The sequence below is a fragment of the Ferrimonas sediminicola genome (assembly GCF_005116715.1).
GTDB lineage: Bacteria > Pseudomonadota > Gammaproteobacteria > Enterobacterales > Shewanellaceae > Ferrimonas > Ferrimonas sediminicola.
Window position 1 is genome coordinate 179514 of sequence record NZ_SWCI01000001.1, and the last position, 12757, is coordinate 192270.

The window sequence follows — 12757 nt, forward strand, 5'->3', positions numbered from 1 at the left end:
AGTGAAAAACTCAGTTGCGAAAAATGGATAACAATAAGATAAAACTCTTAATTTATACTTTAGCAAAAATGCTTTTTGGTGCTATTTTATAGTTAGTGAGTTTGTACGGGAGATTTAGAGATGTCTAATGAATACGGCATGGATAGCCTGTGTGAAATAACCTTATTTAATATACTTGTTTTCGTTCGCCTCTATACCGTATTGAACTCCCAGGTGGTTGCCAAGACCCTTCAGGTTCCGCCCTCCAAGATCAGTCGGGCGCTGGCGTCCCTGCGTCAGAACCTCGGCGATCCCCTCTTTATTCGCCGTCAGTATGGTTTCCAGGCCACTCCCATGGCCACCCGCATCTTCCCGGAGATGGAGCGACTGCTGCAGCACGCCCAGGCGTTGGCTCGTCAACTGCAGCCCGCCAGCGAGGAGCGTCAGCGGGTGGTGCTGAGCGTTCCGGCGCCGTTACGGGCGGGGCTGACCCAGCATCTGAACTTCAGCTGCCGGCGCCATGAGGCGGCCATCGATGTGGTGACCCGCACCTGGAGCGGTCCGGTCACCGAGGAGATGGGGCGCAACCAGGTGGACATCGGCGTATTTTGCTCGCAACAGGGCTACCCCAAGATGGGCAGCGAGCTGGTGGCCGAGAATCGGGCGACCTACCTGGTTGGGGCGGCCGACCATGAGATCTGGAAGGAGGCGCCCCTGACCCTGGAGGCGCTGCTGCGCTACCCCCAGGTGGTTACCGAGATGACCGAGATCAACGATGAAGAGGACATGCTGGAGCGCGCCGCCCGCGCCCTGGGGAGGGAGCTGATCCCGGTGGCCCGGGTCAACAGCCTGGCGGAACTGGTGGAGATGGTGGTGGATTCCCCAAACCTGTCCCAGGTGTGCGGCAGTCAGGCGGTGGGGTTTCTGCGGTCGGTGCATGGTATCCGGGTGCAGCGGCTGCCGGAGGAGGTGCGTGAGACGGTCCTCAGGCTGAACTTCGGTGAACGGGTTCCCGGCTTCCACATGCTGCAGCGCACCGGACACCGTGCCCCGCCCTGGCTGGTGGAGTCGGTGCGGGAGTTTGTCCGGGATGCCGCCGAGCTTATCGACTGACCGAAAGCAGGCGCAAAAAAGGCCGCATCATGCGGCCTTATTTCTCGGCTGGGGGTTAGCCCTTGGAGCGCTTCATGGCGGTGAAGAACTCGTCGTTGGTCTTGGTCATCGCCAGACGGTCGATGAGGAACTCCATCGCTTCCACCTCCTGCATGGGGTGGAGAATCTTGCGCAGAATCCACATCTTCTGCAGCTCCTCCTGGCTGGTGAGCAACTCCTCACGACGGGTACCGGAGCGGTTGAAGTCGATGGCGGGGAACACCCGCTTCTCGGCGATCTTGCGGGACAGGTGCAGCTCCATGTTACCGGTGCCCTTGAACTCCTCGTAGATCACCTCATCCATCTTGGAGCCGGTGTCGATCAGGGCGGTGGCGATGATGGTCAGGCTGCCCCCCTCCTCCACGTTACGGGCGGCGCCGAAGAAGCGCTTGGGACGGTGCAGGGCGTTGGCATCCACACCACCGGTCAGTACCTTGCCGGAGGAGGGGATGACGGTGTTGTAGGCCCGGGCCAGACGGGTGATGGAGTCCAGCAGGATCACCACGTCCTTCTTGTGCTCAACCAGGCGCTTGGCCTTCTCGATCACCATCTCGGCCACCTGGACGTGGCGGGATGCCGGCTCGTCGAAGGTGGAGGCCACCACCTCGCCCTTCACCAGACGCTGCATCTCGGTCACCTCTTCGGGACGCTCGTCGATCAGCAGGACGATCAGCTCACAGTCTGGGTGGTTGTAGGCGATGGACTGAGCGATGTTCTGCAGCAGCAGGGTCTTACCGGCCTTGGGCGGTGCCACGATCAGGCCGCGTTGGCCCTTACCGATGGGGCTGGCCAGATCAAGAACCCGGGCAGTAATGTCCTCGGTGGAGCCGTTGCCCCGCTCCATGCGCAGTCGATCGTTGGCGTGCAGGGGAGTCAGGTTTTCGAAGAGAATCTTGTTGCGGGAGTTCTCGGGACGATCGTAGTTGACCTGATTGACCTTAAGCAGGGCGAAATAACGCTCCCCCTCTTTCGGAGGCCGGATCTTGCCAGCGATGGTGTCACCGGTGCGCAGGTTGAAACGACGGATCTGGCTGGGGGAGACATAGATGTCATCCGGGCCGGCCAGGAAGGAGGCGTCGGCGCTGCGCAGGAAACCGAAACCGTCCTGGAGGATCTCCAGGACGCCACCGCCGAAGATGTCTTCGCCGCTCTTGGCGTGGGCTTTGAGGACGGCGAACAGGATGTCCTGCTTCCGGGCGCGAGCCATGTTTTCCAGGCCCATGGACTCAGCCAAGGCGACGAGCTCGGAGATGGGTTTCTGCTTAAGTTCAGATAAATTCATGGGAGGGTCTTTGTGGTTGTTTGCGTGCGGCTGCCGCCGACGCTTTCATTACAAATTATTTGAAATTTTAAGGGAGTGCCCGAGGGCAGGAGCCGAATCAGGCAGGCAAGTGTTGGCTAATAAACTAGCACTAAAGGAAAAACGCGTCCAGTGTCCCCGGGGGATTTTCCAGCTTTGTGAGAGGGGCGGGGCAAAACCCAGGCCGAAGCCTGGGTTGGATCCCATTACAGATGAGAGTCGATAAACTCTTTCAGCTGGGTCTTGGAGGCGGCGCCAACCTTGGTGCCGGCCAGTTCGCCGTTCTTGAACAGCAGCAGGGTGGGGATGCCGCGAATGCCGAACTTCGCCGGGGTGGCGTTGTTCTGGTCTACATTGACCTTGCCGATGACGATCTGATCGCCATACTCTTCCGCCAGCTCATCCAGTACGGGGGCGATCATCTTGCAGGGGCCACACCATTCCGCCCAGAAGTCGACCAGTACAGGTTTGCTGGATTGCAGCACCTCAGCGTCAAAGCTGTCATCAGTCAGCTGTACAATCTTATCGCTCATTGTTTACTCCGTTTAGTGATAGCTCGGGTCGGAGCCATGGTTGCGATCTTGGGCTCCTTGCCGTTGCTTTCAAGCCTCCGGCGGTTAAAAAAAGTGTGTCTGTCTTCACCGGGGCGCTGTTTGTCGGTTCCTGTTGGCACTTTTTCTTGCCACAGAAGAGGTTCGGAGCGGTGCTGCCAGGGCAGTCAGGCTCAGTTTCCGGGCATTTCCTATTCAGACCGGAGCTCGGAACACCGAGTTTCGGACCGGACAACAGAATCGGTAATATTTGACTGGATCACGTTTTCTAATGCAAGCGCATCCGGTATGCTTTCCAACCATGAGCAAAACACACTTGACTGACACCCGCTTCACCGACCTGCCACTCACCAAAGAGGTGGCGGATGCCCTGGTGGAGACTGGGTTTACCCACTGTACGCCGATTCAGGCGCTCTCCCTTCCTATCGTGCTGGGCGGCAAGGATATTGCCGGTCAAGCTCAAACCGGAACCGGGAAGACCCTGGCGTTCCTGACGGCGACCTTCCATGAACTGATGACCCGCCCCGCGCCCGAGCAGCACGACGGCAAGAGTCCCCGCGCCATCATCATGGCCCCCACCCGGGAACTGGCCATCCAGATCCACAAGGATGCGGAGCCCCTGGCCAAGAGCACCGGCCTGAAGATGGGCCTGGCGTACGGCGGTGAGGGGTACGATGCCCAGCGGGCTCAGCTGCAGGCGGGCACCGACGTCCTGATCGGTACCACCGGCCGGCTGATCGACTACCTCAAACAGGGGGTCTACAACCTCAACGCCATCCAGGTGATGGTGCTGGACGAGGCGGACCGGATGTTTGATCTCGGTTTTATCCGGGACATCCGTTACATCTTCCGCCGCATGCCCCCTGCCGCCGAGCGTCGCAACATGCTGTTCTCCGCCACCCTCTCCTTCAAGGTGAAGGAGCTGGCCTATGAGCACATGAATGATCCGGTGCACGTCGAGGTGGAGCCGGAGCAGAAGACCGCCAAGCGCATCAAGGAGGAGCTGTTCTACCCCTCCAACCGGGAGAAGATGCCGCTGCTGCTGACCCTGATCGAGGAGGAGTGGCCGGACAAGGCGATCGTCTTTGCCAACACCAAGCACCGCTGTGAAGACATTCACGGCTGGATGGAAGCGGACGGTCACCGCGTCGGCCTGCTGACCGGAGACGTGCCCCAGAAGAAGCGCCTGCGCATCCTGGAGCAGTTCAAGGGCGGTCAGCTGGATTTCCTGGTGGCCACCGACGTGGCTGCCCGTGGCCTGCACATCTCGGATGTGACCCACGTGTTCAACTATGACCTGCCTGACGACTGCGAAGACTATGTGCACCGCATCGGCCGTACCGGCCGGGCTGGCGCCGAAGGCTCCTCCATCAGTTTCGCCTGCGAGGAGTATGCCCTGAACCTGCCGGACATCGAGGCCTACATCGGCCACTCCATTCCGGTGACCAGCTACGACCCGGAGGCGCTGCTGAGTGACCTTAAGCGTCCCCAGCGGATCCAGCGTCACCGTCGCACCAACACCGGCGGCAAGCGGCCGGGCGGTCGCGACCGTTCGTCCGGCCAGCGCCGACATGACAAGCGTTAACACCCACAACGGCGGCCTTTTGGCCGCCGTTACTCTAGGGTCCAACAGTTTCAACCTGCTCCTGGCCGAGCCCGTGCCCGCCGCCCTTCCCCATATAGTTGCCAAACACAAACGCAAGGTGCGCCTGGCTGAGGGAATGGATCGGCAGGGGCTCTCCCCCGAGGCCGAGGCGCGGGGCCTGGCATGTCTGGCCTGGTTCGGCGAGATCCTGGCCCAATCCCGGCCGGCGCGAGTGGCGGTGCTGGCCACGGCGGCGCTGCGCGGCGCCGCCAACGGCGCCGAGTTTTGCCGCCGGGCGGAGCCCCTGCTGGGGTATCCCATCGAGGTGATCAGCGGTGAGCGGGAAGCGGAGCTGATCTACACCGGCATGCGTGCCTCCACCCAGGTGACCGGCGAGGCCCTGGTGATCGACATCGGCGGGGCCAGCACCGAGCTGGTGGTGGGGGATGAGGAGCATGTTCACTACAAGCACTCCTTCGATCTGGGCTGTGTCCTCTATACCCAGGGGTATTTTTCCGGTGAGATCAACGAAGCCGCCTTCGAAGCGGCGGATGCCGCGGTGCGGGCCAGGCTGGCTGGGGAGCTGCCCAGGCTGTCGGCCCTGAGCTGGCAGCACTGTCTGGGGGTCTCCGGTACCGTTCGGGCCCTGTTTGAGCTGGCGGAGGCCCAGGGAGCACCCAGGAAGGCACTGACTCCTGGCTATCTGCGCCGGGTGAGGCAGAGCCTGTGCCAGGACGGTGCGGCGCTGCTGCAGCAGCTGGATGAGGAGCGCCGCATCCCCTTTGCCGCCGGGGTCGCCATCCTGCTGACCCTGTTTGAACTGCTGGCCATCCCAGCCCTGGGTCTGGCCGGCGGGGCGCTCCGGGAGGGGGTGTTACACCAGCTGCAGAATGCCGAGGAAGCCGGGACCTGAAGGCCCGGTTTTTTTATTAACATTTACTTATATGCAATGCGTTTTCGTGCTAAAGGGAGACTTTTGGCCTCGGGTATCCTGTACTATCGCCCGACATAAATCCCTCGATTAACGGGTCCAAACAACAACATCGCACCAAATTTTTTCACATTTCAATGAGAGAGCCCCTGTGGGGCGAGGTAAAAGAGTATGAGTCTACAGGTGGTCGCCAACCTGCTGGTTATGTTGGCCCTGTTGTGGATGCTGTACCGCATGCAGCAGAAGCACATGAAGTTTACCCACAGAGTCTTTGCTGGCCTGGGCCTGGGTGTGGCCTTCGGCCTGGTGTTGCAGCTGGTCTACGGAGTGGATTCCCCTGAACTGGCCACCTCCATCGACTACTTCAACATCGTCGGCAAGGGCTATGTGCAGCTGCTGAAGATGATCGTCATGCCGCTGGTGATGGTCTCCATCGTCAGTGCCATCCTCAAGCTGAAGGATGCCGAGGCTCTCGGCCGGATCAGCGGCCTGACCATCGGCGTGCTGCTGATCACCGTGGCCATCGCCGGTCTCATCGGCTTCTTCGTGGCCAACCTGTTTGGCCTGACCGCCGAGGGACTGACCCAGGGCGCCCGCGAGGCGGACCGCGCCGCCTATCTGCTCTCCCGCGAGGGCGCCGCCACCGGCATCTCCATCGCCAATACCCTGGTGAGCCTGATCCCCGCCAACCCCTTCCTGGACATGACCGGGGCCCGGGACACCTCCATCATCTCGGTGGTGATCTTCTCCGCCTTTGTCGGGGTGGCCGGACTGGGACTGCACCGCAAGCAGCCCGACGTGGCCGAGCGCTTCGATCGCCTGGTGGCGGTGGCCTACGCGGTGGTGATGCGCATCGTTACCCTGGTGCTGCGGCTGACCCCCTACGGCGTCATGGCGCTGATGACCAAGGTGCTGGCCAGCAGCCAGTTCTCCGACATCTTCAACCTGATCAACTTCGTGGCCGCCTCTTACCTGGCTCTGGGACTGATGTTCCTGGTTCACCTGGGGCTGGTCACCGCCTTCGGCGGCAACCCGGTGACCTTCCTGCGCAAGGTGCTGCCGGTGCTCTCCTTTGCCTTTACCAGCCGCACCAGCGCCGGTACCATTCCGCTGAACATCCAGACTCAGACTCATCGGCTGGGGATCCCCGACGGCATCGCCAACCTGGCGGCCTCCTTCGGGGCGACCATCGGCCAGAATGGCTGTGCCGGCATCTACCCGGCGATGCTGGTGGCGATGATCGCCCCCACCGTGGGCATCGACCCCATGACTCCCACCTTCATCGCCACCCTGATCGCCACCATCGTGGTGGGCTCCTTCGGCGTGGCCGGTGTCGGCGGCGGTGCCACCTTCGCCGCCCTGATTGTGCTGACCGCCCTGGACCTGCCGGTGGCCCTGGCCGGACTGCTGATCTCCATCGAGCCGCTGATCGACATGGGCCGCACCGCCCTCAACGTCAACGGGGCGATGACCGCCGGCTTTGTCACCAGCCGGGTGTTGGGTCAGACCGACATGTCGGTGTATAACTCTGAGCAGGAGTTGGACGTGGACCTTGAGTCGGCCTGAGCCGTCAAGGGAGAGAGCCAAGGCCGCCGGTAGGCGGCCTTTTATCTGGAAGAAGCAGAGTATGAAAATTGTCATCATCGGTGGTGAAGCCGCCGGAATGAGCGCCGCCGCCAAGGCCAGGCGTACCGACCGCGATGCGGAGATCATCGTCTTCGAGCAGTCCCAGGTGGTCTCCTTCGGCGCCTGTGGGCTGCCCTATTTCATCGGCGACAGCTTTGATGACAGCGGCTTTATGGCTGAGCGCAGCGTGGCCCAGTTCCGTGAATCCGGCATCGACCTGCGTGTTGGCCACCGGGTTGAGCGGCTGGATCCGGCCAAGCGCTCGCTGCTGGTGACCGACCTGGCCAGGGGCAGGAGCTTCCCTCAGCCCTTCGACAAGCTGATGATCGCCACCGGCGCCGCCCCGGTGGCACCGCCCATTGAGGGCCTGGATCTGGAGCGGGTGTTCTTCCTGAAGACCCTGGAGGATGGCCTGGCCCTCAAACCCCTGGTGCAGTCGGACGAGATCCGCGACGTGGTGGTGATCGGCGCCGGCTACATCGGCCTGGAGGTGGCGGAGGCCCTGGTGCACCAGGGCAAGCGGGTGCGGGTGATCGAGCGCACCGACCGGGTGCTCAGTGAGTCCTTCGACGCCGAGATCGGCGAGATGATCGAGGCGGAGCTGAGGGAGAAGGGCGTGAAGCTGCACCTGGGAGAGTCGGTCACCGCCCTGGAGGGCGAGGCTCAGGTGCGACAGGTGGCCTCCGAACTGGGGCAATACCCGGCCGATCTGGTGATCCTGGCTACCGGGGTGCGCCCCAATACCGGATTCCTGGCGGACAGCGGCATCGATCGCCTGGCCAACGGCGCCATCGTCATCGATCCCCAGGGACGCACCAGCCTGCCGGATGTGTACGCCGCCGGCGACTGTGCCACCGTCCCCCACAGGGTCAGTGGCCGCCCCGCTTACCTGCCCCTGGCCACCAGTGCCAACAAGCTGGGCCGGATGATCGGTGAGAACCTCTGCGGCAACCAGAAGGTGTTTCCCGGGACCCTCGGCAGTGCCGGGGTCAAGGTGCTGGGGGTTGAGGCGGGCCGCACCGGCCTGTCCGAGCGCGAGGCCCGCAGCCTGGGGCTGGCCTACCGCACCGTGGTGATCAACGACAAGAACACCACCAACTATGTGGCGGGCCAGAGCGATCTGCGGGTCAAGCTGGTCTACGCCGAGGAGGACAAGCGGCTGCTGGGTGGCCAGGTGGCCGGCGGGCCCGGGGCGGTGCTGCGGGTGGATGCCCTGGCGGCGGCGATTCATGGCGGTCTGACCACGGAGGACCTGGGAATGCTGGATCTGGTGTATGCGCCGCCTTTCGCCCGTACCTGGGACGCCCTCAACGTGGCGGGCAATGTCGCCAAATAGCGCGCGCGAAAGAGGGGGCCTGAGCCCCCTTTTTTATCCCTCTAGAGTCGCTTCCCCCGAACCTCGATGGGGGAATCCCCCCTGGAGAGCTCGGTGATCTGCACCCGCTGCTGCACCTGGACGGGGCTGTATCGGCCAATCCGCTGGGCGATGCGCCGGTCGTCGTTGTAGCGGGCCGAGAACACGGCCAGGGGTTCACCATTGCACAGCAGGTGCCGCCCGACGGTTCGATAGTCGAAACCGGAGTGCGCCAGGTTGCCGGTCCAGCGCACCAACGGGGCGGTGGCGGCAGAGAGGCACAGGCGGGTCTCGATGCGGTCATCGGCTGCGATAAAGCGGTTGTCTACGGCGAAGGCCGGGGCGGTGAGCAGGCTGGTGGCGACAATCACGGAGGCGAGTTTCATGGTTAACGTCCTTAGCGGTTGATTAACGCCAGATAAGTGTTGTCGCTCTGGGTGACTGCCCCTGGATTCAGATGTAACCGTTGCTGACAGGCTTTCGCCAAGGTCGCTGGAAACCTTTCTGTCTTTTAGGGGGTTAGGCCGGAGCGGCCGGGGGAGCCCTCCACAATGGGTTACAGCTGGACACAGATTGACATCTTTGGCCGACACCGGGCGTGGGTGGGCATGCCGGGTCGGTGATGGTGGAGAGGGGGCAGAGAGAAGGGGCGACCTGGGTCGCCCCTTGGGTGGGGTTAGCGAATCAGCTCAAACAGGAAGCTGTCCAGGGATTCCAGCTCGACCGAGCCGTCCTCGGCCACGCCATAGCTGCGGGTCAGCACCTGAGCGGTCGCCTGGTTGCCGTACCAGTAGAGGTGATGGCGTTGGGGAGAGGTCTCGCCGTTGGGGCCCAGGGGGCTCAGCTCCAGCCCCGAGTTGGTCTGGGTCCAGTTCATCTCGAACTGGGCGGGGGCGGTGGGGTCCTCCTCCAGACACTGGCTCAGGTCGACCCAGCCGGTGCCCTGCGGATCGCTGGCCAGGCCATTGAAGTGCAGCTCCAGGGTGCAGCTGTTGTCACCCATGCCGCTGAGTCGCAGATCCAGCGGCGCCTCCAGGCCGGCCAGGGAGAAGGGGCGCACCAGGCTCATGCTGTACTCGCGCACCTGGTCCTCCTCCTGTTCGGTCACCTTCATGACGTCGTCGCCCAGGCCCTCCGCAGGCAGTTGGATCAGCACCCAGTCGGTGTCGCTAAACGTCATCAGCAGCTGATGCCGTGCATCCACAATCCAGCTGCCTGCCAGGATCTCGGTGTCGATGCCGTCGGCGTCCAGCTCCTCCAGCCACACCTGAACCCGGCCGTTGCCCATGAAGTGCATCAGCGCCTCGAAGTCACCTGCCTTGGCCAGGTAGCGGCTGCCCAGCAGGGCAGTGGTGGCGGCCTCATCGGCCACCAGCTCGGGGGCGGTGGGGTCGTCCCCGGGCTCGACACCGTCATCGGGATCCTGGCCGTCGCCGGGCTCGAAGCCACACTCCTCGGCATCCTCTATGTCACGCAGCTCCGGTGTGCCCAGGTTGGTCAGGAAGGCGTCCATCGCCGGCTGGTTGAATCCCCACTGGTCACCATGGGTCAGCCCCTCACCCAGGATGAAGGCGTGGCGGACCGCCCCGTCATACTCGGTGAGCAGGGGCTGGGCCCGGCGGCGATCGGTGAAGGAGTGGCCCCACTCCGGCAGGTTCAGGGCCAGACCCATGGGGGTCTTGATCCAGCTGGCCTCCACGTTCTGTTTCAGCTCGGGGGTGCCGCAGCCGTTATCGTCGCACTCATCGTGTTCAACCACATAGAGTCTGACTTCGCCCTGATCGGCCTCCAGGGAGCCGTAGAGCGCCACTGCCAGGCTGGTGTCCTCGTTGCCGCCAATGAACGCCATCTTTGGCGTCTCTTCGGAGGCGGCATCGTTCATCAGTTCGGCCAGGGTCTCTGCCGGACCGGTGGAGAGGGTCACCTGGTTGCACCAGCGCAACTCGGGGTTGCAGTTGGCGGAGTAGGGCAGGAGCGCCCTCTCGTCCAGCTGCTTGAAGGTCATCTGGTAGCCCTGGGCGCCGTCGGGGAACAGCTGGTCACCGCTGTACTGGACCTTCCATTCACGCTCGCCCTTGGCGTAGCGCTTCATCTTCAGTCCGGAGAGGTCCAGAGACTGGGCCCACACCTGCTGACGTCCGTCCATATCGGAGTGGACGATCACCGACCCATCCGCCTCCTGGGACAGCAGTTCCACCTGTTCGCTGATCTCGGACCAGGCGTCACCTTTCCACACCAACATGTCGCGCGCTTCGTCGTCGGCCACTTCGACAAAGCCGACCTCGGGGCCGTCATAGCGGTAGCGGTTGAAGGTGATCAGACTCTCCACCTTCTGAATCTGCTGGTAGCCCAGCTCCCGCTCCTTGATGCACTGGCCGCTGTCGGCATCGAAGAACACCTCGGAGTGGCCATCCAGCTCGAACATGCCCCCCTCGGACTCAAGCAGGGTCACCAGGCTGGCCTCCTCCAGTTCCCGCTTTTCCCGCTTGTGTTCAACCCGCTCCTGGACATCGGCAGGGGTCAGCGGCAGATCGCCGGCCACATCGGCGGCGATGGCATCGGCGTCGCTCTCCTGGCCGCTGGCTTCGGCCTGGTCCACCCGGCTGACCAGCTGTTCCAGATTCTCTACCAGGGTTTCGGCAATGGCGTCGGCCACCTCAGTGTCCTGAGCATCGCCCCCGGTGCCGCCGTTCTGCGCCACGGCGTGCTGGGCCTTGGCCGTAACCCGGGCCACCACCTGGGCGACCCGGTGCAGGCGCTTGTAGCCATTGCCGCGGTCAGGCTGCTGTTTGCCGACGATGTAATCCTCCACCAGGCTCAGATCCGAGCCGAGAATCCCCAGGGCTTGCTCCAGGGCCGCCGCTGCGGTGTCCTGATCCACGCCGGCGCGTTCCATCTCGGAGGCCAGCAGGGTGGTCAGCGGGCTGACAAACTCTACCACCCCGGCCGGGGCGGTCATGGTGTAGCTCTGGGTGAGCACCACGCCAGGGTTGTCTTCATCCTCGGTCTGGCCAGCGATCACCTTCACCAGCATCTGCACCTGGCTCAGGTCCAGGGCGGCATCCAGATTGTCAAAACTGTACTGGCCTCCGGCCTGAGTCAGGGTGCTGGGCTCGTCGGTATCGCATTCGCCGTTGCCGTTGAGGTCCAGGCACACCTGGGCATTGACCAGGTAGCCGTCGGCGGTGGCGCCTTCAAGGCTTTGGCCTGGCTGGGGTTCGGGTTGGGGAGCCGGGGCGGAGTCGGAAGAGCCGCCGCCACAGGCGGTGAGTTGGGTCAGTGCCGCTGTCAGGGACAGGGCGATAAGGTGGCGCTTGAACTGCATAAATCTACCATCTCCAATGGTTGATCCTATCCAAACGCTGTCTTTGGCTGTGACGAGTCCCCCCAAAAACGGGACTCAACGCTGGAAACCCCGCTATCTCAGCACGGTGAGACCGGAAGCTTTGCGTCCCAGCCTCGCGGCTGGTTTGCCATTGTCAGCGTAACGAAATGTGAACCCAGAGTTCGGTTTTCCCTTAGGTTCCGGGCCATTAGACCATGGTGCGGCAGGGCTGTCACCGCATGCACAGGGAGGTGAGACAGAGTGAGGGGTGACTGTTTATTTTTTTCTTTAAAAACAATCGGTTAAAGTGTCACTAACAGGCCGAACCAGTAAAACTGGTCCGGCGCTGGGGAGAGGTTACTTCAGGATCTCGGCCAGGTCCTGTTCCAGGGAGTGGCTGGGGGTTTCGACGATGCGGCCGATCTCCTTGCCCTGCTGGATCACCATAAAGGTGGGAATACGCTGGAAATCGTAGGCGGCCGCCAGCTTGTCAGGATCGGATTTCTGACGGTCGACGCCGATGTAGCGCACAGTCAGCTTGTCGTTGTTCACCTGCTCCAGCAGTTTGGCAAAGCGCGGGGTCTCACGGTGGCAGTCTGGGCACCAGGTGCCGATGATCACCACGATCTCGGTGGGGGTCTCCACCATCTTCAGGGCGTCGACCCACTCCGCCTGGGGGGCGTAGCGGTCGAAGTTCTCTCCGTAGCCGGGGATCGCTTCCATAATGTCGGCCATGGCCAGTTCACCGGTCAAAATCACCTCCTGTTTCTCCTCTTGGCTGCAGGTGGCGAAGGGACCCTTCTGGCCCTCCTCAAATCCACAGCCGGAGTTTGCCATAGCGGGGGTATTCATCAAAGCCGGAGCCAGCATCATCGCCAGCAAAGTTGTCTTTTTCATGGTGCTCTCATTCTCTCAATCCTGCTCTCCAGTCTGACTCAGAATTGCCGATGTTGT

10 protein-coding genes and 1 riboswitch are annotated in these 12757 nt (G+C 62.7%); of the genes, 5 read left to right on the forward strand and 5 right to left on the reverse strand.

Annotation, left to right across the window (positions count from 1 at the left end):
- Nucleotides 1-138: 138 nt before the first annotated feature.
- Complete coding sequence (locus FCL40_RS00815; RefSeq protein WP_267873495.1) at nt 139-1092, forward strand: LysR family transcriptional regulator; 954 nt, start codon at nt 139-141, stop codon at nt 1090-1092.
- Between the two features lie 55 nt (nt 1093-1147).
- Here FCL40_RS00815 and rho read toward each other — a convergent pair whose 3' ends face one another.
- Nucleotides 1148-2413, reverse strand: a complete 1266-nt coding sequence (rho, locus tag FCL40_RS00820) for a transcription termination factor Rho (protein ID WP_028107863.1) — start codon at nt 2411-2413, stop codon at nt 1148-1150.
- A gap of 224 nt (nt 2414-2637) precedes the next feature.
- Complete coding sequence (trxA, locus tag FCL40_RS00825; protein WP_136850395.1) at nt 2638-2964, reverse strand: thioredoxin TrxA; 327 nt, start codon at nt 2962-2964, stop codon at nt 2638-2640.
- A 319-nt stretch (nt 2965-3283) separates the two neighbouring features.
- Between trxA and rhlB the strand changes: the two genes are divergently transcribed.
- The 4 genes from rhlB (at nt 3284) to FCL40_RS00845 (ending at nt 8460) form a co-directional block, all read left to right on the forward strand.
- Nucleotides 3284-4567 carry an ATP-dependent RNA helicase RhlB gene (rhlB, locus tag FCL40_RS00830; RefSeq protein WP_136850397.1) on the forward strand — a complete coding sequence of 428 codons (1284 nt, stop codon included), beginning with the start codon at nt 3284-3286 and terminating at the stop codon, nt 4565-4567.
- Nucleotides 4554-5480 carry a Ppx/GppA phosphatase family protein gene (locus tag FCL40_RS00835; RefSeq protein ID WP_136850399.1) on the forward strand — a complete coding sequence of 309 codons (927 nt, stop codon included), beginning with the start codon at nt 4554-4556 and terminating at the stop codon, nt 5478-5480. Before rhlB ends, FCL40_RS00835 begins: the two co-directional genes overlap by 14 nt.
- A 189-nt stretch (nt 5481-5669) precedes the next feature.
- On the forward strand, nt 5670-7064 hold the full coding sequence (locus FCL40_RS00840) for an L-cystine transporter (RefSeq protein ID WP_136850401.1): 1395 nt from the start codon (nt 5670-5672) through the stop codon (nt 7062-7064).
- 61 nt (nt 7065-7125) lie between these two features.
- Nucleotides 7126-8460 (forward strand): CoA-disulfide reductase, encoded by a 1335-nt coding sequence (locus tag FCL40_RS00845; protein WP_136850403.1) that lies wholly within the window; start codon nt 7126-7128, stop codon nt 8458-8460.
- A 41-nt stretch (nt 8461-8501) separates the two neighbouring features.
- Here the strand turns inward: FCL40_RS00845 and FCL40_RS00850 are convergent, their stop codons facing one another.
- The 3 genes from FCL40_RS00850 to FCL40_RS00860 all read right to left on the reverse strand — a co-directional run bounded on the left by FCL40_RS00850 (nt 8502) and on the right by FCL40_RS00860 (nt 12700).
- Nucleotides 8502-8864 (reverse strand): hypothetical protein, encoded by a 363-nt coding sequence (locus FCL40_RS00850; RefSeq protein WP_136850405.1) that lies wholly within the window; start codon nt 8862-8864, stop codon nt 8502-8504.
- Between the two features lie 290 nt (nt 8865-9154).
- Nucleotides 9155-11803 (reverse strand): hypothetical protein, encoded by a 2649-nt coding sequence (locus FCL40_RS00855; RefSeq protein ID WP_136850407.1) that lies wholly within the window; start codon nt 11801-11803, stop codon nt 9155-9157.
- Between the two features lie 80 nt (nt 11804-11883).
- Nucleotides 11884-11963: riboswitch (cyclic di-GMP riboswitch) on the reverse strand.
- Nucleotides 11964-12160: 197 nt separating this feature from the next.
- Nucleotides 12161-12700, reverse strand: coding sequence for a TlpA family protein disulfide reductase (locus FCL40_RS00860; protein WP_136850409.1), 540 nt, complete (start codon nt 12698-12700; stop codon nt 12161-12163).
- Nucleotides 12701-12757 lie beyond the last annotated feature (57 nt).